This is a genomic window from Cohnella xylanilytica (assembly GCF_014212175.1).
Taxonomy (GTDB): domain Bacteria; phylum Bacillota; class Bacilli; order Paenibacillales; family Paenibacillaceae; genus Cohnella; species Cohnella xylanilytica.
On the sequence record NZ_JACJVR010000090.1, the window covers coordinates 20818 to 45399 of the forward strand.

The 24582-nt window shown below is 60.8% G+C and carries 20 protein-coding genes; 6 read left to right on the plus strand and 14 right to left on the minus strand.

Annotated features, from left to right (window positions below; genetic code table 11):
• From H7B90_RS23370 to H7B90_RS23400, 7 genes are all read right to left on the minus strand, one after another.
• Entirely contained in the window at nt 1–2070 is a 2070-nt protein-coding gene (locus H7B90_RS23370; RefSeq protein WP_185138313.1) for a bifunctional aldolase/short-chain dehydrogenase, read from the minus strand.
• Nucleotides 2071–2557: 487 nt separating this feature from the next.
• The gene (locus tag H7B90_RS23375; protein WP_185138314.1) at nt 2558–2989 is read right to left on the minus strand and encodes a DUF6157 family protein; all 432 of its coding nucleotides are present in this window, start codon (nt 2987–2989) and stop codon (nt 2558–2560) included.
• Nucleotides 2986–3480 carry a cysteine hydrolase family protein gene (locus tag H7B90_RS23380; RefSeq protein WP_185138315.1) on the minus strand — a complete coding sequence of 165 codons (495 nt, stop codon included), beginning with the start codon at nt 3478–3480 and terminating at the stop codon, nt 2986–2988. Before H7B90_RS23380 ends, H7B90_RS23375 begins: the two co-directional genes overlap by 4 nt.
• Nucleotides 3477–4304 carry an AAC(3) family N-acetyltransferase gene (locus H7B90_RS23385; RefSeq protein ID WP_185138316.1) on the minus strand — a complete coding sequence of 276 codons (828 nt, stop codon included), beginning with the start codon at nt 4302–4304 and terminating at the stop codon, nt 3477–3479. Before H7B90_RS23385 ends, H7B90_RS23380 begins: the two co-directional genes overlap by 4 nt.
• 42 nt (nt 4305–4346) lie before the next feature.
• Nucleotides 4347–5021, minus strand: a complete 675-nt coding sequence (locus H7B90_RS23390) for a VOC family protein (protein ID WP_185138317.1) — start codon at nt 5019–5021, stop codon at nt 4347–4349.
• Nucleotides 5022–5046: 25 nt separating this feature from the next.
• Complete coding sequence (locus H7B90_RS23395) at nt 5047–5568, minus strand: cyclase family protein (protein ID WP_185138389.1); 522 nt, start codon at nt 5566–5568, stop codon at nt 5047–5049.
• 29 nt (nt 5569–5597) lie between these two features.
• Nucleotides 5598–6092, minus strand: a complete 495-nt coding sequence (locus H7B90_RS23400; RefSeq protein WP_185138318.1) for a DinB family protein — start codon at nt 6090–6092, stop codon at nt 5598–5600.
• Nucleotides 6093–6282: 190 nt separating this feature from the next.
• Between H7B90_RS23400 and H7B90_RS23405 the strand changes: the two genes are divergently transcribed.
• Nucleotides 6283–7839 carry an ABC-F family ATP-binding cassette domain-containing protein gene (locus H7B90_RS23405; RefSeq protein ID WP_185138319.1) on the plus strand — a complete coding sequence of 519 codons (1557 nt, stop codon included), beginning with the start codon at nt 6283–6285 and terminating at the stop codon, nt 7837–7839.
• Between the two features lie 1231 nt (nt 7840–9070).
• Here H7B90_RS23405 and H7B90_RS23410 read toward each other — a convergent pair.
• Nucleotides 9071–10636, minus strand: coding sequence for a catalase (locus H7B90_RS23410; RefSeq protein WP_185138320.1), 1566 nt, complete (start codon nt 10634–10636; stop codon nt 9071–9073).
• An 84-nt stretch (nt 10637–10720) separates the two neighbouring features.
• Complete coding sequence (locus H7B90_RS23415; protein ID WP_185138321.1) at nt 10721–12166, minus strand: nicotinate phosphoribosyltransferase; 1446 nt, start codon at nt 12164–12166, stop codon at nt 10721–10723.
• Between the two features lie 283 nt (nt 12167–12449).
• Here H7B90_RS23415 and H7B90_RS23420 point away from each other — a divergent pair, with 283 nt between their 5' ends.
• Nucleotides 12450–12797: a helix-turn-helix domain-containing protein gene (locus tag H7B90_RS23420; protein WP_185138322.1), complete on the plus strand. Its 348-nt coding sequence runs from the start codon at nt 12450–12452 to the stop codon at nt 12795–12797.
• A gap of 10 nt (nt 12798–12807) precedes the next feature.
• Here H7B90_RS23420 and H7B90_RS23425 read toward each other — a convergent pair whose 3' ends face one another.
• Complete coding sequence (locus tag H7B90_RS23425; protein ID WP_185138323.1) at nt 12808–14901, minus strand: sensor histidine kinase; 2094 nt, start codon at nt 14899–14901, stop codon at nt 12808–12810.
• Nucleotides 14902–15022: 121 nt separating this feature from the next.
• Here H7B90_RS23425 and H7B90_RS23430 point away from each other — a divergent pair, with 121 nt between their 5' ends.
• Both H7B90_RS23430 and H7B90_RS23435 read left to right on the plus strand, forming a co-directional pair.
• Entirely contained in the window at nt 15023–15757 is a 735-nt protein-coding gene (locus tag H7B90_RS23430) for a response regulator (protein ID WP_246578413.1), read from the plus strand.
• Nucleotides 15758–15852: 95 nt separating this feature from the next.
• Complete coding sequence (locus tag H7B90_RS23435) at nt 15853–16722, plus strand: class I SAM-dependent methyltransferase (protein WP_185138324.1); 870 nt, start codon at nt 15853–15855, stop codon at nt 16720–16722.
• Between the two features lie 177 nt (nt 16723–16899).
• Here H7B90_RS23435 and H7B90_RS23440 read toward each other — a convergent pair whose 3' ends face one another.
• On the minus strand, nt 16900–17088 hold the full coding sequence (locus H7B90_RS23440; protein WP_185138325.1) for a hypothetical protein: 189 nt from the start codon (nt 17086–17088) through the stop codon (nt 16900–16902).
• Between H7B90_RS23440 and H7B90_RS23445 the strand changes: the two genes are divergently transcribed.
• The gene (locus H7B90_RS23445) at nt 17069–18115 is read left to right on the plus strand and encodes a CapA family protein (RefSeq protein ID WP_185138326.1); all 1047 of its coding nucleotides are present in this window, start codon (nt 17069–17071) and stop codon (nt 18113–18115) included. The genes H7B90_RS23440 and H7B90_RS23445 overlap by 20 nt on opposite strands.
• 207 nt (nt 18116–18322) lie before the next feature.
• Here the strand turns inward: H7B90_RS23445 and H7B90_RS23450 are convergent, their stop codons facing one another.
• The gene (locus tag H7B90_RS23450; protein ID WP_306421736.1) at nt 18323–18859 is read right to left on the minus strand and encodes a MarR family winged helix-turn-helix transcriptional regulator; all 537 of its coding nucleotides are present in this window, start codon (nt 18857–18859) and stop codon (nt 18323–18325) included.
• Nucleotides 18860–19067: 208 nt separating this feature from the next.
• Between H7B90_RS23450 and H7B90_RS23455 the strand changes: the two genes are divergently transcribed.
• Nucleotides 19068–19244 carry a hypothetical protein gene (locus H7B90_RS23455; RefSeq protein ID WP_185138394.1) on the plus strand — a complete coding sequence of 59 codons (177 nt, stop codon included), beginning with the start codon at nt 19068–19070 and terminating at the stop codon, nt 19242–19244.
• 798 nt (nt 19245–20042) lie between these two features.
• Here the strand turns inward: H7B90_RS23455 and gyrA are convergent.
• Together gyrA and parE are read right to left on the minus strand one after the other, a co-directional pair.
• Nucleotides 20043–22514, minus strand: coding sequence for a DNA gyrase subunit A (gene gyrA / locus H7B90_RS23460; protein WP_185138328.1), 2472 nt, complete (start codon nt 22512–22514; stop codon nt 20043–20045).
• 36 nt (nt 22515–22550) lie between these two features.
• On the minus strand, nt 22551–24527 hold the full coding sequence (gene parE, locus H7B90_RS23465; RefSeq protein ID WP_185138329.1) for a DNA topoisomerase IV subunit B: 1977 nt from the start codon (nt 24525–24527) through the stop codon (nt 22551–22553).
• Between the last annotated feature and the right edge of the window lie 55 nt (nt 24528–24582).

The following is a 24582-nucleotide window of genomic DNA, read 5'->3' on the forward strand; positions in this document are numbered from 1 at the left end:
TTAGCGGGTGAACGCGGCCGGAACGCCGCCGTCGATCGTCAGCATGCAGCCCGTCGTCTTGGCCGCCTTGGACGAGGCGAAGAACGCGACGCCTTCCGCGATGTCCTTCGGATAGATGTTGACGAGCAGCGTCGTGCGCTTGCGGTAGTACTCTTCGAGTTGGTCCGGCTCGATGCCGTAAGCGGCGGCCCGCTCGTTGCGCCAGTTGCTGTTCCAGATGGCGGAGCCTTGCAGGATGGCGTCCGGCAGAATCGTGTTGACGCGGATGCCGAGCTCGCCGCCTTCGGCCGCGATGCAGCGGGCCAGATGCGCTTCGAGCGCCTTCGCCGAGCTGTAGGCGGTGACGTTCTTGCCGGCGTAGACGGAGTTCTTGGAGCCGATGAACACCATGCTGCCGCCGATCGCCTGCGTCTTCATGACCTTGAACGCTTCGCGCGCCACGAGGAAGTAGCCGGTGCCGAGCACGTTCATGTTCAGGTTCCATTCCTTGAGCGACGTCTCGTCGAACGGGCTGGACGTGGCCAGGCCGGCGTTGTTGACGATGATGTCGACGCCGCCGTAGGTCAGGGCCGTTTGCGCGTAAGCCGCCTTCACCGCTTCTTCGTCGGTTACGTCCATTTTAACGGCGATGGCCCGGTTCTCGCCATACTTGGCGTTGATCTCGGCGGCGACCTTCTCGGCGCCTTCGAGGTTCAGGTCGGCGAGCACGACGTGCGCGCCTTCGGAGACGAGGCGGCGGGCCGTCTCGCTGCCGATGCCGCCGGCGCCGCCCGTAATGAACGCGACCTGGCGGGAGAATTCGGCTTCCGGCGGAGCGAGCGACAGCTTGTAAAGCTCGAGCGGCCAGTATTCGACGTTGTAGGATTCGTTCTCGCTGAGAGAGACGAATTCGCCGAGAGCCGTCGCGCCGCGCATGACGGCGATCGCGCGGTGGTACAGGGCGCCGCTCACCTGCGAGTTGGCCCAGCTCTTGCCGGTGTTGATCATGCCGACGCCGGGGATAAGGATGACGCGCGGAGCGGCTTCGAACATGACGTCCCCTTCGTTTTTGTTGCGCTCGAAGTAGGCTTTGTATTGCTCTTTGTAGGCGGCGATGCCGTCCTTCAGGATCGCCTTCAGGCCTTCGACGTCGTCCGCGTTCGGCGTCCAGTCGACGAACAGCGGCACGACCTTCGTGTGCACGAGGTGGTCCGGGCAAGCGGCGCCGACTTGGGACAGCTTCGGCGAATTCTCGCCACCGACAAACGCGAGCACGTCGTCCTGGTCGTCGAAGGAGAGGATCATCTTCTTGGAGTCGCTGACGGCTCCGCGCACGGTCGGCATGATCTCGGCCGCGATCTTGCGGCGAACGTCGGCCGGCAGGGCCGCATGCTTCGCGCCGCCGAACAGCTTCGCTTCGTCGACGCGGGCTTCGATGTAAGCCTCGGCTTCGGAGATGATCTTGATCGTCTGCGCGTACGCTTCCTCGGATGTCTCGCCCCAGGTGACGAGGCCGTGCTTCTCCATGAGCACGAGCTCGGCCTTCGGGTTGGCGAGCACGCCTTGGGCGATCATCTTGGACAGCGTGAAGCCCGGGCGGACGTACGGCACCCACACGAAGCGGTCGCCGAAGATCTCCTTGGCGAGCTCCTTGCCGTTATGCGCGCAGCAGAGGCTGATGATAGAGTCCGGATGGGTATGGTCGACGTGCTTGAACGGGAGAAAAGCATGCAGAAGCGTCTCGATCGAAGCGCGGGGATGCTTGGCGTCGATCATGCAGTTCGCGAGGTACGCGACCATGTCTTCGTCGGTCATCGCGTCCAGCTCGAACAGCGGGCGGATGTCGTCCATGCGCAGGCCGGTGAAGTTGCCGGCCTTCATCGTCGCGAGGTCGGAGCCGCTCCCCTTCACGTACATCACTTCGACGTCGCGACCGCGGAAGTCCTTGATCACCGTTTTGGCCGACGTATTGCCGCCGCCCCAGTTGCAGACGCGGCGATCCGCGCCGATCAGGTTCGAACGGTAGACGAGTTGATCGAGTCCGCTCTCGTATTGCGATGCTTTCGAAGAGTCCCACAAGCTTTGTACCATGATTTCAGACCTCCGGATGATTGGTTTTGTTTTTGTTTTTGCTTATTTGGATTATAGCATTTTTGTTTTTGTTTGAATATCCGTTTTCAAACAAAAACAAAAATAAATCTCTCCCGTTTTGTCGAAAACGGAAGAGATTTTTTTGTTGCTTCTATTTTGGCGAACGAGCCGGCACTGTCGACAAGACGGGTTTTTCCGCTTGTTGAAGCCTCTCTCGCCTCTGCGATGCCCAACAAGACGGTTTTTTCCGCTTATTGGAGCCTTACTCGACGCTGCGGCGCCCAACAAGACGGTTTTTTCCGCTTGTTGGAGCCTCTCTCGACGCTGCGGCGCCCAACAAGACGGTTTTTTCCGCTTGTTGGAGCCTTACTCGACACTGCGGCGCCTAATTGCTCCCCGTCGTGCCGAACCTTATGGCGGCGGACGGCCCCGGCCTGTCTATGGCAGCCGAAGCCAACAGCCGACAGCTGACGCAAGCGCTGGCGTATTACGCCTTCTTGTTCCGCATCGCCGGCAGAAGCTTCGGACCCTCGCCATCGCCAGAGGCCTCGCCGCTCGCCCACTCCTGGTATTCCGGCGACTCCATGGCGTACAACGCGATCCGCCCTTCGGAGTCGTAGTGCACGCCCCACCCGAACTTCTTCGGCAAAGCCGAAGCGCGCAGGCACGGATGCGGCTTCGAGAACAGCTCGTTCCAGATTTCCTCCCGCCGGCTCTCCCATTCTTCCTCCGGCACGCCCTTATGGCGGATGTGCACCTGATAGAGAAGCTCCTCGTGCGTATAGACGTACGGATTCCGCAACAGCAGCTCGTACTGGATGACGTGTGCCGGCGGAGTCTCTTTATGGGAAGTCGGCACGACGCCGCGTTCGACCGGGCAGTCGGCGGAGACGAGGATCAACGTATCCTTGTAACTCATGGGTTCGAATTCACCGCCGCCCTGACGACCGGGTGGGAGATCAGGTTGCGGTCGCGATAGGCGGCCGTAACGGCGTCGGCATGCTCGCTCAAGATGCCGCCCTGCAGCAGAACCGCGCGGAAGCCGCGTTCGACCGCTCCGTTATACGTCGCGAGAACGCAATACTGGGCCGCGTAACCCGAGACGATGACCAGGTCGGGAGCATGCTCCCGCAGAATGGCTTCCAGATTCGTCTCCCAAAAAGCGTTCGAATGCACCTTCTCGATCTGAAGGTCCGAAGAGGCCGCGACGATCTCCGGAATCTCGGCTAATCTCTCTTCGCCCGCGTCCTTCTCCTCCACGTCCCGGATGCGGATAATCGGATGTCCGGCCTCTCTCAGCATCCCGGCCACGTAATTGATGTGTTCGCACGCGCGATTCACGTCCATCCGATCCCGGTACGGATCGATGAACAGCTTCTGCATGTCGATGATGAGCATGGCCAGCTTCAATACTCTTCCCTCCCTGCGGGGTTGTCCTTCAGCCATTCGACGGCGAAGTCGACGCCGTCCCGCTGCCGGAACAGCTTCGATGCCGCGACGCCGATCCGCCCGTTCGTCACCGGGCGGCCGGGGCTCGCTTCGAACGCCTCGCCGAGCTCGTCGAAGCGGTCCGTGTCGAAGGCGATCTCGCGGTATTTCTTCCATACCCGCACGCCGTTCTCCAGAACCGGAGCCCCCTCCCAAGCCAGCGGCGGGTTCGGAACCCGGTTCTCGGCCAAGTGGAACGACGTGTTGCTGTCGTAGGAGACTCCCAGCAGGAGCACCTTGCCGTCCAGGTCGTAGACGCGGGCGAGCGGCGACCGCTCGCCCAGTCCGAACTCCAGCGAATGGTCCGTGACGATGAACTCGGCGTCCTTCCCCCATGCCGCGAACGACAAGGCGGGATGGTCGCTGCGGAGCACGCCGGCGAACGTCCGGAAGCATTCCGGGATCGCGCCCATCCCCCTCGTCGGCGTCACCTTCGGGTCGAACGCCGGCATCGTCTTCCGGATCGTCTCCCACCACGATTCCGGCACGGGTGGCTTCATCCATTTGGACGGCTCCGAGTAGTCGCCGGTATGAGTCGGCATGACCAGGTTGCCTTGCGGCGTGATCGTCTCCATCAAGGCTTGGACGACCGCGACGGGGCCGCCGCATACCCACCCGATCCGGCTCAGCGAGGAGTGGACGATCAGCGTATCCCCCGCCCGCACTCCGATGGCGCGCAAGTCTTCTGCGAGACTGTCGACGGTGACGACGTTCGAGCTTCTTAATATTGCGCGTTGTTCGTTCATAAGGCGCTCCTCCGCGAATCGATGAAGCTCCTTGACCCGCTTCTATCTGAATTCCAAAGAATAAGGATAATGCAAAATCCGGGGCAAGTCCCGCCCCTCTTGGCGCAGCGCGACCCGAAGCGGATAAACGACCGAAGGCTGTTCCGACCCGAGCCAGGTCCTTCCGACGGACGACAAAATAAACAGCCCTTCCTCGTCTCCGAGCGGAGCGAACGAGACGTCTTCTCTCCGATAGACGTCTACGCCGGCGACGTCTTGGAGATAGGCCGACAGTGCCGGGACGTCGTCCGCCGGCAGACCGATCTCGCTAATGCCGAACACGCTGCCCGGATGGTACGGCTCCGAGCTTCCGCCCGGCAGCGAGTGCCTCGCGATCAGCTCGACGACGTTCCCCGCGGGATCGCCGAAATACACCGATTCCGAATTCCACGATTCCGAATGAACGATCCGGCTTCCCCGGACGAATCGCACCTCGACTCCCTTGGCTTCCAGCCACTCGAGCGCGGTCTCCATCCGGGACGTCGATACGTTAAATGCGAAGTGGTAATACGGATTCGCGACATCCGCCGACCGTTCGAACGTCAGCCGGGAGGCTCCCGCTCGGAAGGATACGCGTTCCTCCGTCTCCGTCGCGACCGACAGTCCGAGCGTATCCATATAAAACCGTTTAATCGGCTCCAGATCGTTAGCGAGCAATGCCGTCTCGAGGATGTTCATGCGACCCTCCCGCTTCAATCGTCGCTTATTCGTCCAGCATGGCGACCGCCCGGACGGGAGAACCGTCGCCTCCCGCGATCCGAAGCGGAAACCCGTAGAACATGAAGTCCTTCCCGAGCGGAATCCGATCGAGCCGGTACAAGTCGGTGTACGTCGGGATGCCTCGGCCGAGGAGCGCCCTCTCCAGCTCCTCCGACAGCTCCCCGCCGACGAACGGAGGGTTAGCCGCCGCGATGCGCTCGAAGCTGTCGGCGCCGACGCTCTCCGCGAAGAACAGGCCGATACCGGACGGCCATTCATCCGACAGACGGACGAGCCGCGACGGTCCGCAGAACCGTTCGGGAGGCAGCTCGTCGAGCGAAGCGGCTCCGGCGTGCATGTGGGAGGGCGCGTCCACGTGAGTGCCGGTGTGGGTGCCGAGAGACAGCCGTCTCAGCTCCCACGAGCGTTCTTCGTGCGTGTGGGCGACCTCGACCGTCACCTCGGGATCTCCCGGGTAGACCGGCATCCCGTTATAGATAGGAAGGGATAAATCGATCCATTTCATTTTCCCCAAAGGCGAATCCTCACACGTCCCTAGTCGAACGAACGGCGGGCCGGCCAAGACTTCTGCAGCTTGCGAATGAGAATGATCTGTCCCGTGTGGTAAGCGTCGTGCAAGATCAGACTGTTCGCCCACAGGCCGGTCGGCGTCTTCGGAATGCGCTTCTCGAAGTCCTTCTTGTCCATATCGGCCAGCCGGTCCCGAATCGCGTGATGGACCTCCTCCAGCCGCGCCAGCGTCTCGTTCCACGAAGCCTCGTCCGCTCCCGCTCCGCCGAACGTGTCGTCGTTGCTGATCCCTTCGGGATATTCGGCTTCTTCCCCGGTCAATCGTTTGAGGAACCGTTCCTTGTAGAAAATGAGGTGATTCACGGTCTGCCAGATCGTATTGATCGGGCCTCCCGTCCGGGGGCGCCAATTCGCCTGCTCCCAGGTTACGCCTTGAAGCGCGTCCTTCAGAGGAGGATACCAGTCCTCCTTGTCGTAGCAGCTCTCCCAACCGTGCTGAATCAGCTCCATCTTGTTCATTAACCCGTCTCCTCTCCCGAATCGGTTGCGACCCTAGATTAGCTGTTCTTCCACGATTATACATCCGCCCGGCCGGAAACGTAAGAGCCGGGGCTCCGCTTGTTTTTTCCGTTGAGTTTGACGGCGTCGCCGAACTATAATGAAGAATGTCGTTCCATACGAAAATCACGGATAGAAAAGGTGTCGATAGATGAGTATTTTGACGGTTACGAATTTAAGCCACGGCTTCGGGGACCGGGCGATCTTCAACGACGTCTCGTTCCGGCTGCTGAAGGGCGAGCACGTCGGGCTGGTCGGCGCCAACGGCGAAGGCAAGTCGACGTTTATGAACATCGTCATGGGCAAGCTGGAGCCGGACGCCGGCAAGATCGAGTGGGCCAAGAAGGTTCGCGTCGGCTATCTGGACCAGCATTCCGTCCTACACAACGGCATGACCATCCGCGACGTCCTGAAGGGCGCTTTTCAATACTTGATCGACGCCGAAGCCGAGATGAACCAGATGTACGATAAAATGGGGGAAGCTTCGCCCGAGGAGCTCGAGCAGCTTCTCGAAGAAGTCGGCACGATTCAGGATCTGCTCAACAACAACGACTTCTACCTGATCGACGCCAAGGTGGAGGAGATCGCGCGCGGCCTCGGTCTCGTCGATATCGGGCTGGACCGCGACGTCAACGACTTGAGCGGCGGCCAGCGGACGAAGGTGCTTCTGGCCAAGCTGCTGCTGGAGAAGCCGGACATACTGCTGCTCGACGAGCCGACCAACTACTTGGACGAGTCGCATATCGAGTGGCTGAAGCGGTATTTGCAAAATTACGAGAACGCCTTTATCCTCATCTCGCACGACATTCCGTTCCTGAACAGCGTCATCAACCTGATTTACCATATGAGCAATCAGCAATTGAACCGGTACGTCGGCGACTACGATTCTTTCGTGCAGCAGCATGAGGCGAAGCAGGCCCAGCTCGAATCCGCCTACAAACGGCAGCAGCAGGAGATCGCCGACCTGAAGGACTTCGTCGCCCGCAACAAAGCCCGCGTCTCCACGCGCAACATGGCGATGTCCCGGCAGAAGAAGCTGGACAGCATGGAGATCATCGAGCTGGCCAAGGAGAAGCCGAAGCCCGAGTTCCGCTTCAAGGAGGCGCGCACGCCGAGCCGGATGATCTTCGAGACGAAGGGGCTCGTCATCGGGTACGACGAACCGCTCAGCCGCCCTCTCGACCTGAAGATGGAGCGCGGCCAGAAGATCGCCCTCGTCGGCGCGAACGGCATCGGCAAGACGACCCTGCTGCGCAGCATCCTGGGCGAGATTCCGGCGCTGTCAGGCTCCGTCGAACGCGGCGACAACCAGGCGATCGGCTACTTCGAGCAGGAGAGCAGCGCCGACAACGAGCTGACCTGCATCGAATCGGTGTGGAACGATTTTCCTGCGTTCACCCAATTCGAAGTGCGCGCCGCGCTCGCCAAGTGCGGGCTGACGACGAAGCACATCGAGAGCCGCATCTCGGTGCTTAGCGGCGGAGAGAAAGCCAAAGTCCGTCTGTGCAAGCTCATCAACCGCGAGACGAACATCCTCGTGCTCGACGAGCCCACCAACCACTTGGACGTCGACGCCAAGGACGAGCTGAAGCGCGCCCTCCAGGCATACAAAGGCTCGATCCTGCTCATCAGCCACGAACCCGAATTTTACCGCGACGTCGCCACCGACGTCTGGAACTGCGAATCGTGGACGACCAAAGTAATCTAAAAAAAGCAATCGAAAAACCGGAGCCGGCATGTATGCCCTCCGGTTTTTTGCACTCCAGCGGCTTCCCAGCCCCTTCCATTCCCTTCCGTCCCCTTCCGCTCCTTTTTGCCCCCTTTCGCTCTTTTTGGCTCCCTTTCGTTCCCTTATCCTCCCTTTCGCCCCGCCTCGCCCCCTCCCACACTCCGCCTGACAATCCGCCCTGCCATTATCCCTCCCCCTCAGTTCCCTATATTGCTCCGTCCAGCCTTGTGCCTCTATCCCATCCGCTCAGGACTGACTGGAAGTGCATATCTCTTTTTGTACAGATGTGCCATTATCCCCTTCACTCAGTTCCGCCTTTTACGCCTCTCACCTCATGCCACTATCCCGTTCGCTCAGGACTGCCTAGAAGTGCATATCTTTTTTTGTACAGATGTACCATTATCCCCTTCATTCAGTTCCGCCTTTTGAGCCTCTCACCCTCGTGCCACTCACTATCCCGTTCGCTCAGGACTGCCCGGAAGTGCATCTCTCTTTTTGTACAGACGTGCCATTAACCCCTTCATTCAGTCCAACAACGTTGAAGAGCCGCCTTCGTTCTTCTGAGATAGTAGTCGCTGAATGGAATTTCCACCTCTCCCCCTCCTTTGTCGCAATCCGTATAGATTAAATGAAAGAGAGCTCCGCAATGGCCAATCCTGAATCAAGGGGATAGCGGCACGAATTGACAGGTATACGAAATGGAAGCTTCGGTCGGGATTCCTGATTCGGGGGGATAATGGCACAGTGGGAGCGATCGGCTTGGCGGCGGCTTCCTGAGCCGGGGGGATAGTGGTGTAACCTAGAGGTAAATAAGGGGTTGCGTACAGCTGCTAAGGAACCTGATTCCATGGGATAATGGGACGCTTTGGCAAAAAAATTTATCGGCTAGAAGTCCCTGAGCCATGGGGATAGAGACCAGATGTTGGTGAATCAGGGGGGAGCCGGGGAAGTCCCTGATCCACGGGGATAAGGGTACAGCTTGGCGATAAGCGATAAGAGAATGCAGAAGCAGCACCTGATTCGATGGGATAGCGGCACTGAAGGCGACAGTCGAAATAATAAACAGACTGCCCCTGAACCGAGGGGATAGCGGCATTGCAGGCATTCGCCGAATTGAGCGCCGGGACACGCCACTGAGCCGATGGGATAGCGGCACAAGCCGCCGCTGAATAGAAAAGAGCGGCACATGGCCGCTCTTGACGGGGCGCGATTAATAGGGGTCCGCGGCATGGCTCTTCCGTTCGGCCTCCAGCACGGTGCCGCCCGGGTTCTGGATGCCGAGCAGGCCGCCGTCCTCGTTGCCGACGCCCCGAAGTCCTTCCTCCACGCGCGCTCCGTAATCCGGGTCGCATCGCTTGAAGTGCTCCACCATCCTGTCGCGGATCTCGAGACGGCAAGTGGCGAGCGCGCTCACCAGATTGCCGATGAGATCGTCCCGCTCCCACTCCTCCAACAACCGGTAGCGTTCCCCGGCCTGCTTGTAGTCGTTCTTGCGCTCGATCGTCTGCCGCACGATTTTGCCTTCCGCGTAAGGCTCGTGGTCGGGCGCGGTCTTCGGCGCTTCGCGCAGCCCGCCGATCGTGGACGGCTCGTAATTGACGTGCGGATGGGAGCGGTCGACCTTGTACAGCATCTGTCCCCCTTCCTGGTTCGTCGCCACCGGAGTCTTCGGCGCGTTCACCGGAAGCTGTAGATAGTTCGCCCCCACCCGGTAGCGCTGCGTATCGGAATAGGAGAACGTCCGCCCTTGCAGCAGCTTGTCGTCGGAGAAGTCCAGCCCGTCGACCAGGACTCCCGTTCCGAACGCCGCCTGCTCCACTTCGGCGAAGTAGTTGTCGGGATTGCGGTTTAGCGTCATCTTGCCGACCGGAAGGAACGGGAACTGCTCCTCCGGCCACAGCTTGGTCGGATCGAGCGGATCGAAGTCCAGCTCCGGATGGTCGTCGTCGCTCATCCATTGGATGCAGAGCTCCCATTCGGGATAGTCGCCGCGCGCGATCGCTTCGTACAGATCCTGGGTGGCGTGGTTGAAGTTTTTCGCCTGCACTTCCATGGCTTGGGATGCCGTCAAGTTTTTGAGCCCCTGCTTGAGCGGCTGCCAATGATACTTGACGAGCACGGCTTCCCCGTTCGAATTGACCCACTTGTACGTATTGACGCCGGAGCCCTGCATCTGCCGGTAATTGGCCGGAATGCCCCACGGGGAGAACAGGAACGTGACCATGTGGAGCGCTTCCGGCGAATTGGAGACGAAGTCGAAGATTCTCTCCGCGTCCTGAATGTTGGTGACGGGGTCCGGCTTGAAGGCATGGACGAGATCCGGGAACTTCATGGCATCCCGTATGAAAAACACCTTCAGATTGTTCCCGACCAGGTCCCAGTTCCCGTCCTCCGTATAGAACTTCACCGCGAAGCCCCGCGGGTCCCGCAGCGTCTCGGGGGAGTGAGCGCCATGGATGACCGTCGAAAAGCGAACGAACACCGGAGTCCGCTTCCCCGCCTCCTGGAACAGCTTCGCCCTCGTGTACTTGGAGACGGGCTCGTCCCCGACTTTGCCGTACGCTTCGAAGACGCCGTATGCGCCGGCCCCCCGGGCATGCACGACCCTCTCGGGCGTGCGCTCCCGATCGAAGTGCGTGATTTTCTCGAGAAAATCGTAATTCTCCAGCGTGGAAGGCCCGCGCGAGCCGACGGTCCGAAGGCTCTGATTGTCCGTGACGGGGTGGCCTTGCCGGTTCGTTAACGTGCTTCCCTTGCCCGTTGCGGAGTCGTCCATCTGTTATTCCTCCCGTTCGTCCGATGCCGCTAGCCCGGACGGATTCGAGAGAATGATTTCCAAGGAAGGGACAACCTATTCCCGTCAGCGGAATTTGTATTTTCGAATCAAATCCATCTTCTGCTGCCACGCCTTCGTGCTCAAGTCGACCGGGTAAGGCTCCGGATTCAGCTTCCGCAGATGCTCGGGCCAGAACAGCTCCAGCTGCTCCCGATGGTACCGGCGTATCCGGTCCAGGTCCGGCAGCTCGTACACCTGCTCCCCGTCCTGGAAGATAGGCTTCAGCATCGGGATCGCCTTATAGTCGTGCACGACCTGATGGATATAGGGGTGCACGGGGTCGAACAGATCGATCGGCTCGCCGTTCGCGACGTCGGTCTCGTCCAGCAGCGTCACGTAATCGGCGATGGCGATGCCGTTCTCTTTGCTGATAATGCGATACACGTCCTTGGCTCCCGGCGTCGACACCTTCTCCGGGTTGCCGGAGATCTTGATGACGGGCTCGCGCTTGCCGTCCCGTTCCCTCTCCACGAGCTTGTATACGCCGCCGAGCGAAGGCTGGTCCGCCGCCGTGATCAGCTGCGTCCCGACGCCCCAGCTGTCGATGCGCGCGCCTTGCGCTTTGAGGTTGAGGATGATGTTCTCGTCAAGATCGTTGGACGCGACGATCTTCACGTACGGGAGCCCGGCTTCGTCGAGCATCTTGCGCGCGGCCTTGGACAAGTACGACAAGTCCCCGCTGTCCAGCCGGATCGCCTTCATCCGATGCCCTCGCGCCTCCATCCGCTTCGCGACTTTGATCGCGTTCGGCACCCCGCTCTTCAGCGTATCGTAGGTGTCCACCAGCAGCGTCACCTGATCGGGCAGCGCCTCCGCGTACTGCTCGAACGCCTCCTCCTCGGTGTCGTACTGCTGCACCCATGCATGCGCATGCGTCCCCGAGGTCGGGATGCCGAACAGCATGCCCGCGCGCAGATTGGACGTCGCGTCGAAGCCGGCGATGTAAGAGGCTCGGGCTCCCCAGACGGCGGCGTCCGCCTCCTGCGCCCTGCGCGTGCCGAATTCGAGCAGCGTCTCGTCCCGCGCCACCTGCCGAATGCGGGCCGCCTTCGTCGCGATCAATGTCTGGTAGTTGATGAAGTTGAGCAGGGCGGTCTCGAGCAGATGCGCTTCGAACGCGCTCGCTTCGATCCGGACGAGCGGCTCGTTCGCGAATACGACGGCGCCTTCCTCCATCGACCAGACGTTGCCGGTGAACCGGAAATGCCGCAGCCGATCCAGAAAAGCCGGGTCGTACCGCTCCTCCTGGCCGGCCAAATACGCGAGGACGTCTTCGTCGAAGCGCAGCTCGCGGACGTATCGAATAAACCGCTCGAGCCCCGCGAAGACCGCGAAGCCGTTGCCGAACGGAAGCTTGCGGAAGTAAGCCTCGAACACGGACTTCTCACCCTCCGTGCCGTTACGCCAGTGGGCGTACATCATGTTGATCTGATACTTGTCCGTATGCAGCGTTAAATTGGCGTAATTCATGCTCGCCCCTCCGTCGAGTTTAGGTATATACGACTAGAAAGTCTGGTAATCCGGTTGCGTTTTTCCATTATGTTACAATACGTATCTGAAATAAAAGGCTATAAAAGACGCATGTATATTAAAGATAAATAATAATTGCGATTTTTGACACGCTCCGCTTGACATGGATACGAATTGTATCATAAATTACTAGTAGCACCATTGCGAACTCATGTACGGGCGAGCCGCTCGTCCCTTGTCATGGCTGAATCCTTCCATTCCACGTTTGCAAGGAGATATGAAAATGAACATGGGAGAACGCCTGCGCGAGCTTAGACTGAAACGCAGCATATCGCAAGAAGAAGTGGCCCGGCACATCGGCATCACCCGCTCCGCTTACAGTCATTACGAAATCAACAACCGACAGCCCGTTTACGAGACCTTGATCAAGCTTGCCGCGTTTTTCGACGTATCCCTGGATTACATTATCGGCGGCAATGCCGGGAATCAATCACCGGATTCGGCCGACGCGACCGATTCCAGGGAGATCATGAGGCTGCTCAAGGACATGAACCAGGAGCAGCGCAAGCAATCGATCGGCCTGCTGCTGGACATGATGAAGCAAGACCAAAGAAGCGAAGGAAGCGGCTAGAGCAAGCTCGTCACGATACTTCCGGGTTCGCGGCGGCGTGAAGCGGCAGCGTAATTATGAAAACGCTGCCGCCCTTCTCCCCGTTCTCCGCCGTCAACCGCCCGTCGTGCATCTCCACGATCTCTTTGGCGATGGACAGCCCGAGTCCGCTCCCTCCCGAGGAAGAATGGCGGGCCTTGTCGTTTTTGTAGAACCGTTCGAAAATGTGCGGCAAATCGTCCGGATGGATGCCGCTCCCCGTATCCGATACCTTCGCTTGAACCGTCCGCCGCCGGGCGTCGACGGCGAACGATAACGCGATGCGTCCGCCCTTCGGCGTATATTTGACCGCGTTGTAGATCAGATTCGCGAACACGCGGTCCATCCGGTGCTCGTCGATCCTTACCGCCCCCCGCCCGAAGTCTTCCCCTTCTCCGTAGCCGACGAACTCGATCCCCTTCTCCTTCAGCTCCGGCTCGTATTCGTCCGTCAGACGCCGAAGCCAATCCGTCAGCCGGACCGTCTCGTACGCCATCGGCGCCCGCCGGGCCTCCAGCATCGACAGCTCGAACAGATCCTGGATAAGCCCGTTCAAGCCTTCGACCTTCGTCAGCATGGACCGGATCGTCGAATCTCGCTGCTTCGGATCGCTGATGACTCCGTCCCGCAGCGCTTCGAGATAGCCCTGAATAAGCGTCATCGGCGTGCGCAGGTCGTGGGAGATGTTGCTGACGAGCTGACGGCGGGATTGCTCCATTCGCTCCAGGCCGATCTTCGACTCCTCGAGCTCGGCGTACGATCGGCGCAGCTCCTCGGTCCTCTCCGCGATTCTCTCCTCGAGACGAAGATTCCATTCCTTCAGCTCCGCCGACATCTGCTCGGCCCGCACGAACGTTCGCGAGAATCGCAGCGAGATCGCGAAGGAGTTGAGCAGGATCAGGAAGAGCAGGCCGAACGACACCAGATCGTAGGAACGCCACCAACCGTTGTAGAAAAAGATGTCGTTCACGATCGTCGCCACGAGTCCCGCGACGCCGACCAAGGCGAGCCGCGCGCCTTCCCGCTTCCGGTACCAGGCGGCCATCAGTCCGGCCAGCGTCCTCGCGCTCAGTATCAAGACGTAGGCTTGATAAAAGGCGATGTGCGAGCTGACGTGAAGAACCGGGAGCAGCCAGCTGGCGAGAAGAAGAGCCGCTCCTCCGATTCTCGACGCCAGCAGCCAGCCTTTCGCGATCTCGTTCGGGTACATGCGCTGGTAATACGCGAAGCCGAACAGAGCGCTCAAGGCGAACGACGTATATTCCAGCCGCGCTCCCGCCGTCCAGGTCAGCCCGGGGAGCCAGCGGAAGAACATGCCTTCGCCGATGACGCCCATGCGGCAGGCGACGAACAGGCACAGCAGGGCGAAGAACAGATTCGTCGATTCCTTGCGCCTCAGAACGTACAGACCCATATGGTACAGCCCGATCATGATCAGGCAGCCGAACACGATCATCTCCTGCGCTTGCTGGTTGAACTCGAGCTTCTGAATCTGCTCGGCCGTGCCCATAATGAGCTCCGTGCGGATGCCGCCGCGGCGGTGGTCGAAGTTGGAGACGTCCAGCGTAAGCTCGGTCCGGTCCCGGCCGCCGTCGAAATAGACCGTCGCGGGAAGCTGGTACGGCCGGGCCTCCCCCGCTTCCGCGCCCGGCCGTCCGCGGGACAGCGCTCGTTCGCCGTCCACGTATAGGTCGTACGAGGTCGAGATGTTCGGCAGCCGGACGGCGAGCATCGCCTTCTCGGGCTTGTGCAGGATCGTCAGCTTGTACACGCCCCGCCCCTGGTCGCTCAGCTTCACGCCTTCGTCCAGCTCGGCGCCGCCCCAGGTGCGCGGCACCTCCAGCTTGGAGCGTACGGGCGAGTCTTGCCCGTCTCCGCGCCATTCGAACGCCCACTCTCCTTCAAGCGGCAGAACGCCGTTCGCTTCGAACGGGCGGTCCCTCAAGTCGAGAACGCCGTCCTCCGCCCGCGGAAGCGGCTTGCTCTCGGAAGGGGAGCAGCCGGTGAGCGCGACTAGCCCGATCCACGCTATCCATAACGGGATAAGATAGGTTCTTCCCGTTGCCTTGATTATTTTCCCAATCATTCCACTCTCTCCCGATACGATCGCATACCCTCCCAATCGTAAACGCGCATTGATTCCCCGTCAACGCTTTAAGTATAATATGTTAGGTATGTATATCGTAAGGCTTATGGAGGATGAAGAAGTGAGCAGGCCGACTGCCGGAATCCTCGTCGTCGACGACGAACGGGAGATAACGGAACTCATAAGGCTTTACCTGGAGAGGGAAGGCTTCGCCGTACATACTTCGGACAACGGCATCGACGCGATCCGGATCGCCGAGACGGTGTCCCCGGACCTCATCATTCTGGACGTCTCCCTCGGGGGAGCCGACGGAATCGAGGTGTGCCGGACGCTGCGCCAAGGCAGCTGCGCGAACGTCCCCATTCTGTTCCTCAGCTGCAAGAGCGAGGACGCGGACATTATTTACGGGCTGACCGAGGGCGGCGACGATTACGTCACGAAGCCGTTCAGCCCGAGCCAGCTCGTCGCGCGCGTGCAGGCGCACCTGCGGCGCCGGCGGACGAGAGAGCGGCCGCCCGAGGACGAGCAGCCCGTACTGAACTTCTCCGGGCTGGAGATCGACCTCAAGCGACTCGAGGTGCGCCGCGGCGGCGAACCCGTGCCGCTCTCCGTCAAGGAGTTCGAGCTGCTGACGGTGCTCGCCCGCCAGCCCAACCGCGTCTTCCCGCTGGACGAACTGTACCGTCTCGTCTGGCATACGGACAGCATGGGCGACACCCGGACGCTGATGGTTCACGTCAGCAACCTGCGGAAGAAGATCGAGCCCGATCCGGCGAACCCGGTTTTTATCCAGACGGTGCGGGGGTTCGGCTACCGGTTCGCGCCCGATTCGGGATGCGCCCGGGCCGAGGGGTAACGAACTCGCATGACGCCGGCCGAGCCGGTACGATGAAGGAGCAATCGCTTGCAACGACAACGTCTAACGACAGGAAAAGGATGAACGCAGACCCGATGAGAATGGCAACCGACTGGCAAGATTACGAATTGATCGATACGGGCGGCGGAGAGAAGCTCGAGCGCTGGGGGAAGGTCATCCTTCGCCGGCCCGATCCCCAAATCATTTGGCCGTTGACGCGCGAGACCCACGAGTGGAAGAACGCGGACGGCCATTATTTTCGCAGCTCCTCCGGAGGCGGGCAATGGCAGTTCAAGAAGGATTTGCCCGAGCGCTGGACGATCGGCTACGGCCCGCTGAAGTTCCACATCCGCCCCACCAACTTCAAGCATACGGGGCTGTTCCCGGAGCAGGCGGTCAACTGGAGCTGGATGATGGACCGCATCCGCAACGCGGGACGCCCGATCCGAGTCCTGAATTTGTTCGCGTATACGGGAGGCGCCACCGTCGCCGCCGCCTCGGCCGGGGCGGAAGTGTGCCACGTGGACGCCGCCAAGGGCATGGTCCAGTGGGCCAAGGAGAACGCTCAGCTGTCCGGTCTGGATTCGGCGCCGATCCGCTACATCACGGACGACGTGTTCAAGTTCGTTCAGCGGGAGCAGCGCAGAGGCCGCCAGTACGAGGCGATCATCATGGACCCGCCTTCTTACGGCCGCGGTCCGAACGGGGAGATGTGGAAGCTCGAGGAGAACCTGTATCCGTTCCTCGAGAGCTGCCGGACGATTCTGTCCGACAAGCCGCTGTTCGTGCTCGTCAATTCGTACACGACCGGCCTGTCTCCGACGGTGCTTCGCAATCTGCTTCACATGGCCATCGGCCGCAAATTCGGAGGCAAGCTCGATTGCGGGGAGATCGGGCTTCCGATCACCGCGAGCGGCCTGACGCTTCCTTGCGGGATTTACGGACGCTGGGAGAGCGAAGATTAAAGCCGATCGGACGATCGCCGGGGGAGTTGAGGGGATGAAGAGGGAACGGTTCGGAAAAGGGAAACTCGCCTGTTGCCTCCTCCTGGCGGCGGCGCTGACGGCCTGCAGCTTCGACGCTTCGGCGCCTCCCTCGCCGTCTTCGGCCCCCGCCTCCCCTTCTCTTCCCGCGGTCCCGGCTCAGACGACTCCGCCGAATCCGTCGAATCCTTCGACTCCGCAGCCCGAGGCTCCGTCAAGCTCGCCTGCGGCCCCTTCGTCCGGCGGAGGCGAAGCCGCCGAGGGCGGCCGGCCCGCTTCCTTCGAGCCCGGCCTAGAGAAGCCTCCCGTCACGACGGAGGCTTCTCTCGTGGCCGTCGGCGACATCATGGTGCACTCTCCCCAGCTCCCCGCTTATTACGATCCCAAGACGGGCCGCTACGACTTCTCCCCTTGGTTCCGCAAGGTGAAGCCTCTCCTGTCGGAAGGGGATTGGGTCGTCGGCAACCTGGAGACGCCGATCGCGGGAGCCGATCTGAAGTATTCCGGCTATCCGCGCTTCAACGCGCCGCCGGAGCTAGCGGACGCCCTTCGCGGTTCGGGGTTCCAGATCCTGTCCACCGCCAACAACCATACGCTGGATCGAGGCTATATCGGCGCGGCCCGGACCTTGCGCAACCTGCGAGGGGCCGGTCTCGTGCCCGTCGGAACGGCGCTGTCGCGGACGGATTCGCAGCGGCTGGTCATCGAAGAGAGGAACGGCATCAAGCTCGGGTTCCTCGCCTACTCGTACGGGACGAACGGGATTCCGATCCCGAAGGATAAACCGTACGTCATCAATCTGATCGACCGGAAGACGATCGCGGCCGATATCGCGAAGCTGCGCCGCGCCGGCGCAGACGCCGTCGTCGTCTCGCTCCACTTCGGCACCGAATACCAGCGGATGCCGAACGACAGCCAGCGTAGCCTCGCACGCGACATGATCGCCTCCGGGGCCGACCTTATCCTCGGCAGCCACCCCCACGTCGTGCAGCCTTACGAGACCGTCGAGGTCCCCGACGCCGGAGCCCCCGGCGGGTCGCGGCGAGGCTTCGTGATCTACTCGCTCGGCAACTTCATCTCCGGGCAGAAGGACGACTGGAAGGACGTCGGCGTCATCCTGAAGCTTACGCTATCGAAGACGACGGCGGCGGACGGAACGTCGAGGACCGAATGGGGCGACGTGGAGGCGACGCCGACCTGGGTTCATTCGCGGATCGTGAACAAAAAGAAGTATTTTACCGTCCTCCCGCTTCCCGAGACGGTAGCCCGGAAAAACGAGCCGGGTCTCACGGAAGCCGACTACAAGAAGCTTACCGCCCTCTTAAACGGACTCAACCGGCATTTGCGGCATCTATCGGCCGCTCCCGCCGGTTGAGTTTTTTTCTATGACCGCATCATCGTTCTCGCTTAGTCGCATCATTCTTGCGCGGTTGCATCGTTCTTGCACAGTCGCATCGTTCTTGCGCGGTCGCATCGTTCTTGCGCGGTCGCATCGTTCACGCACGGTCGCATCTTGCGAAATAGGCTTGGGTTCACCCCGCTATCTCTCGCGCTTCCGGCTGGGGCGCTTCCGGCTGGGCTATTAGCCGCTGGCCGCTTCCGCGCCCGTCTCCACGGCGGATTCGGCGCGGATCCGCGCCCCGGCCTCGGATGCCCGCTTCTCTCCGTGACTCCCCGATGCGGCTCGCTCGGAGGAGGCGGCGGAAGCTGAGTCTCTCGTTCCCGACACTTTGCCGATCAAGTAAATGAGCAGCTGCCGGTTATGAAGCGACAGCCGTTCCAAGGAGCGGCCGACGATGTCGCTGCGGACCTTCAGCCCTCTCTCCGCTTCCGCTCTGCCTTTGTCCGTCATGCTCACCCAGACGATCCGCCGATCGCTGGCATCCCTCTCCCTCCGGACGAGCCCTCCCCGCTCCATTCGGTCCAGCAGGGTCGTGATGGCCGCGGGAGTCGTCTCCAAGTAAGGAAGCAGATCCGAAGGCTTCATCGGCTCGTGGGCCATCATCAGCTCCAGCACTTGCAGCTGTCCTCCAGTCAAGTTCGGCGCCAGCTCCGCATCCATTTGCGTGTGCCAATCTTTCGTGAGTTTTATCCAGCTTTTCACAAATTCCGCCGCCATCTCCATCATCATCCCCTCCATGTTCCCGAACAGTGCCTTCTCCTTTATTATACCCGTCGGCGGTGTCGAAAGATAGATTAACGAAGTTAATGATTTACGACCTAAATCCTCAGAAGATGGTACGATGCGACAAACGCCGACATATACTAGAGGCAAACGATGGAGAAACGCGTGGAAATTAGAGAGCGCGGTTCGGAGGCGAGCAATCGTGAGCTCCGCGGAAGAGAAGATCAAAATGATCGGCCAGATGGCGAAGGATGCCGGCCTTCTGGAGGACCCGTATTGGCTGGAGCGGCTCGAGGAGCCGGTTCCGCTCTGGGTCGTGCTGGAGATGCTGCTCAAGTGGATCGACCGTACAGATTCCGGCGACGGCCCGTACGATTAACGCGCCCCTTATCCCTTCTGCTCAGGTCATCTAATCTAATAGAAATCTCGTTCCCCCAACTTGTCCCGTTATCCCTCCGGCTCAGGTAGGCATTCATTCCGCTCGGAACAAAGGTGCCATTATCCCCTTGAGTCAGGGCATCTCAGCTAGCGATAAACTCTTCGATGCCATTATCCCATCGGCTCAGGGGATGCATCCGTCTAGCAAGCGACTCAACGGCGCCATTATCCCCTAGAATCAGGATGTTACTATGGCTCCTGTAAAGTGCGATGCCATTATCCCGCTTACTCAGGAGCGCCTCACGGTTTACGCAGCTCGTGATTCTATTATCCCATTGACTCAGAGGCATACCGTATTAGCGAAAAATAATACCTCGCCCGCTGCGTAACCGTTGGCATTCTTTCCCTACCGAGCCGGTGGGATCGACGCCCAAGACTTTGCATGCTAACAGACTGTACACCCCCTGACTCAAGGGGATAATGTCACATGATCGCAGTTTGTAAAATGCATGTACCTGAGTCAAGGGGATAAAGGCACATGATCCTTACTCGCAAGCGGTCTGCCCCTGAATCGCGGGGATAATGGCACCATGCGAATCAAATAAGATGATCGTCCCTGAGCCGGAGGGATAGCGGTTGCGAATCTAACAGGATTACCGTCCCTGAGTCGGAGGGATAATGGCACTGTTGATATAAAAACGAATAGAGCAAAGCGGCCCGATTCCCCTCCTGAGCGATGGGGATATGGGGCCGCTTTCGCGTTAAAGCGAGGCCATTGCACGAATGGACCCTCGCCCCGCTATAAGGTCAATGTCGGCTTGCGGAACGATTCCGTCAGCGGGTCTCCGCGATCGACGGCTAGCACCGACTTGCCGATGGAGCGGCGATCGTCGATCGGCGCATCCTCCGAGTTGAACTCCCCGTATACGCCTCCGGCCGTTACCGCCCCCAACGCTGCGGCTTCCTTGACGTGGTAAGCCGAGACGAGACGGTTGCCGTTCGGTTTGACGCGTTTGCCTTCCTTGAACTCGAACGTCTGGATGCCCTTGCCGCCGCGCCCCTGCTGCGGATAGTCGATCAGCAGCGAGCGCTTGGCATAGCCGAGATCGGTGAGAACGAGAATCTCGCCCTCGTCGCCAGACACCGGGAAGGCCGCGGCGACGCCGTCGCCTTCCTTCAAGGAGATGCCGCGAACGCCTCCGGCCACGCGGCCCTGCAGACTGACCTCGCTCTCCAGGAAGCGAATGCTCATCCCCTGCTCCGTCACGAGCAGGATCTCCTCCGGGGCGTCGCTGCGGTAGACGGAGACGATCTCGTCCCCGTCCGCGACCTTGGCCGCGGAGATGGCGGTGCTCCGGTTCGTCGCGTATTCCGCGAGCAAGGTGCGCTTCACCTGGCCGCGCTTCGTGACGAACACGAGGGCGGAGCCCTCAGGCCCTGCGGCGGCCGCGGCGTTCCAGTCGCCGGGCTTGGTCGGGATGACCGAGACGATGCGGTCATCCTTGGACAGCGGCAGCAGGTTGACGATCGCGGTGCCGGTGTCCTTCCACTTGAATTCCGGGATCTGGTGAACCGGAAGCAGGAAGTACTGGCCCTTCTGCGTGAACAGAAGCAGCGAGTCGAGCGTGTTCGGCTGGAGCGTCCAACGGATGACATCGCCTTCCTTGACGCCGGAGCTGCCCAGGTCTCCTCCCGAACGGGTGAAGGAGAGCAGACTCGTCCTTTTCACGTAGCCTTGGCGGCTCAGCGTCATGACGACGTCTTCCGAAGGAACGGTTACTTCGAGATTGACCTTCAGCTCCTCGACCTCGCCTTGGATGACCGAACGGCGGTCGATGCCGAACTTGCCGCTGATCTCGCCGAGCTCGTCCTTGATGACGCCGAGCAGCTTCTTCGGATTGTCGAGGATCGAGCGAAGCTGGTTGATCTTCTTCAGCGTGTCCGCATGCTCCTTCTCGAGCGACGTAATCTCGAGATTGGTCAGGCGGTACAACTGCAAAGTCAGAATCGCGTCGGCCTGACGCTCGGAGAAGCCGAACTTGGCGACGAGGTTGTTCTGAGCGTCCTGGCGGTTCTTCGACGCCTTGATCGTCTCGATGACCTCGTCCAGCAGGTTGAGCGCCTTGACGAGCCCTTCGAGCACGTGGGCGCGGTCCTCCGCCTTCTCCAGGTCGAACTGCGTCCGGTGCGTGACAACTTCCTTCTGGTGGGCGATATACGCCTCCAGAATCGGCTTCAGGCCGAGCTGGCGCGGCGCCTTGTTGACGATGGCGACCATGTTGAAGTTGTAGACGACCTGAAGGTCGGTCTTCTTGAGCAAATAGGCGAGAATGCCCTCCGCGTCCGCTTCCTTCTTCAGCTCGATGACGATGCGCAGGCCGTTCCGGCCGCTCTCGTCCCGGACTTCGGCGATGCCTTCGACCTTCTTCTCCGCCCGCAGGTTGTCGATCGCCGCGACGAGCTTGGATTTGACCACCTGATACGGAATCTCGGTGACGACGATCTGCTGCTTGCCGCCGCGCAAATCCTCGATGGCCGTCTTGGAGCGGATGTAAATCCGCCCTTTGCCGGTCTCGTAGGCGTCGCGGATGCCCTCTTCGCCCATGATAAGGCCGCCCGTCGGGAAGTCGGGGCCGCGCAGCACGCCCATGAGCTCGGCTACGGTCATGTCCGGCTTGTCCATAAGCGCCACGCAAGCGTTAATGACCTCGCGCAGATTATGTGGCGGAATCTCCGTCGCGAAGCCGGACGAGATGCCGCTGACTCCGTTGACGAGAAGGTTCGGGAACCGGGCCGGAAGCACGACCGGCTCCTTCGCCGTATTGTCGAAGTTGTCTTTGAAAAGCACGGTACGCTTCTCGATGTCGCGCAGCAGCTCCATCGCGATCGGCGACAGGCGCGCCTCGGTATAACGCATGGCGGCCGGCGGATCGTCGTCCATCGAGCCCCAGTTGCCGTGGCCGTCGACAAGAGTGTGCGCCATCTTCCACGGCTGCGCCATGCGCACCATGCCGTCGTAGATGGACGAGTCGCCGTGGGGATGATAGTTGCCCATGACGTCCCCGACCGTCTTCGCGGACTTGCGATACGGCTTGTCGGGCGTATTGCCCGAATCGTACATCGCGTACAGAATGCGCCGCTGCACCGGCTTCAAGCCGTCGCGCACGTCGGGAATGGCCCGGTCTTGAATAATGTATTTGGAATAGCGCCCGAAGCGGTCTCCAACGACCTCCTCCAGGAACGCCGGCAAAAACTGTTCCAGCAAACTCAAGCGTCAACGCCCCTTTCTTCTATGCGGGTGGCCGTCCTACTCCTCGTACTCGGTGAAATCGACATTGTCGATGATCCACCGTTTGCGCGGATCGACCTTGTCGCCCATCAGCGTCGACACGCGGCGCTCGGCCTTGGCGGCGTCCTCGATCTGCACCTGCAGAAGCGTGCGCGTCTCCGGATTCATCGTCGTCTCCCACAGCTGCTCCGGGTTCATCTCGCCGAGACCCTTGTACCGCTGCAGCTCCGCGCCCTTGCCGATCTCCTTCATGTAATTCTGCAGCTGCTCGTCCGTCCAGGCGTACCGGACGGTCTCCAGCTTGCCGGACTTGCGCGTGATCTTATACAGGGGCGGCTGGGCGATGAACACCTTGCCCGCGTCGATCAGCGACTTCATGTACCGGTAGAAGAAGGTGAGCAAAAGGACCTGAATATGCGCGCCGTCCGTGTCGGCGTCCGTCATGATGATGATCTTGGAGTAATTGCTCTCCTCGACGTCGAATTCCGAGCCGATGCCCGCCCCGATCGTCGCGATGATCGCCTTGTACTCGTCGTTCTTGAGAATGTCGACGAGCTTCGCCTTCTCCGGGTTCATCGGCTTGCCCTTGAGCGGCAGGATCGCCTGATACTTCGAATCGCGCCCCTGCTTGGCCGAGCCGCCCGCGGAGTCGCCTTCGACGATGAACAGCTCGTTGCGCGAGCTGTCCTTCGATTGAGCCGGCGACAGCTTGCCGCCGAGGCTCGGGCTGTCGCTCCGCTTCTTGCCGCTGCGAATCTCGTCGCGCGCCTTGCGGGCCGCCTCGCGCGCCCTGGACGCCTGAATCGCCTTGCGGATGAGCGATTGGCCGACCTGCGGATTCTCCTCCAGGAACACGGCCATCTTCTCGGAGACGACCGCATCCGTCGCGCTGCGCGCGGAAGCGCTCCCGAGCTGGTCCTTCGTCTGGCCGACGAATTCGACGTCCGCCATCTTGATGTTGATGACGGCCATCATCCCTTCGCGCAGGTCGTTGCCTTCGAGATTCTTATCCTTCTCCTTAAGCTGCCCGGTCTTGCGCGCGTATTCGTTCATGACGCGGGTGTACGCCGTCTTGAAGCCGGTCTCGTGCGTGCCGCCGCCGCGCGTCGGAATCGAGTTGACGAACGAGGCGATCGTCTCGGTGTAGCCGTCGTTGTACTGCAGCGCCACCTCGACCTCGATGTCGTCCTTCTCGGCGGAGAAGTGGATAACGTCGTGCAGCACCGTTTTGTCCTCGTTCAGGAACTGGACGAACTGGCTCGCGCCGCCTTCGTAGTAGAACGTCTCTTCCTTCCCGCCGGCCCGCTGGTCCTTAAGCACGACCTTGAGCCCCGAGTTCAGGAAGGCGATCTCCTGCAAGCGCTCGGCGAGCGTATCGTAGTTCAAGTTCACGTTGCCGTGGAAAACCTTCGGGTCCGGCTTGAACGTCACCTTCGTGCCGGTCTTGTTCGTGTTGCCCAGCACCTCGAGCCCGGTGACCGGTTCGCCGACGTGCTCCTTGCCGGCCGTGTCCGTCCACGTCTCGAACCGCATTTTATGTATTTTGCCGTCGCGGTAGATCTCGACCTCCAGCCATTCGGACAGCGCGTTCGTTACGGAAGCGCCGACGCCGTGCAGGCCTCCCGATTTCTTGTAGCCGCCGCCTCCGAATTTGCCGCCCGCGTGCAGGATCGTATACACGACTTGGGGCGTCGGAATTCCCGTCTTGTGCATCCCGGTCGGAATGCCGCGCCCGTTGTCCTGCACCGTGACGGAGTTGTCCGCATGCACGGTGACGTCGATCCGCGAGCAAAACTTGGCCAGATGCTCGTCCACCGCGTTGTCCACGATCTCCCACACCAGATGGTGCAAGCCGGACGAGGTCGTGCTGCCGATGTACATACCCGGCCGCTTGCGCACGGCCGTCAAACCTTCCAGCACCTGGATGTCGTCGGCGCCGTATTCCGTTCCCGCCTGTGCCGCCGATTTGGCGAACAGGTCTATTTGTTCGGCCACGAAGGGTCCTCCTTGCTTCTCTCTCTTCGCTTGCCCCGGACAGTCCGGACAAGCT

Bases quoted from the DNA above. Each gene is read 5' to 3' on its own strand.
- H7B90_RS23370 (WP_185138313.1), bottom strand. From the start codon at position 2,070: ATGGTACAAAGCTTGTGGGACTCTTCGAAAGCATCGCAATACGAGAGC.
- H7B90_RS23420 (WP_185138322.1), top strand. From the start codon at position 12,450: ATGAACATGGGAGAACGCCTGCGCGAGCTTAGACTGAAACGCAGCATA.
- H7B90_RS23450 (WP_306421736.1), bottom strand. From the start codon at position 18,859: ATGGCGGCGGAATTTGTGAAAAGCTGGATAAAACTCACGAAAGATTGG.
- H7B90_RS23395 (WP_185138389.1), bottom strand. From the start codon at position 5,568: ATGAAATGGATCGATTTATCCCTTCCTATCTATAACGGGATGCCGGTC.
- H7B90_RS23375 (WP_185138314.1), bottom strand. From the start codon at position 2,989: ATGAGTTACAAGGATACGTTGATCCTCGTCTCCGCCGACTGCCCGGTC.
- H7B90_RS23410 (WP_185138320.1), bottom strand. From the start codon at position 10,636: ATGGACGACTCCGCAACGGGCAAGGGAAGCACGTTAACGAACCGGCAA.
- H7B90_RS23415 (WP_185138321.1), bottom strand. From the start codon at position 12,166: ATGAATTACGCCAATTTAACGCTGCATACGGACAAGTATCAGATCAAC.
- H7B90_RS23435 (WP_185138324.1), top strand. From the start codon at position 15,853: ATGAGAATGGCAACCGACTGGCAAGATTACGAATTGATCGATACGGGC.
- H7B90_RS23405 (WP_185138319.1), top strand. From the start codon at position 6,283: ATGAGTATTTTGACGGTTACGAATTTAAGCCACGGCTTCGGGGACCGG.
- H7B90_RS23385 (WP_185138316.1), bottom strand. From the start codon at position 4,304: ATGAACGAACAACGCGCAATATTAAGAAGCTCGAACGTCGTCACCGTC.
- H7B90_RS23425 (WP_185138323.1), bottom strand. From the start codon at position 14,901: ATGATTGGGAAAATAATCAAGGCAACGGGAAGAACCTATCTTATCCCG.
- H7B90_RS23440 (WP_185138325.1), bottom strand. From the start codon at position 17,088: ATGATGTCGCCGACGGCCACGAGAGAAGCCTCCGTCGTGACGGGAGGC.
- H7B90_RS23390 (WP_185138317.1), bottom strand. From the start codon at position 5,021: ATGAACATCCTCGAGACGGCATTGCTCGCTAACGATCTGGAGCCGATT.
- H7B90_RS23400 (WP_185138318.1), bottom strand. From the start codon at position 6,092: ATGAACAAGATGGAGCTGATTCAGCACGGTTGGGAGAGCTGCTACGAC.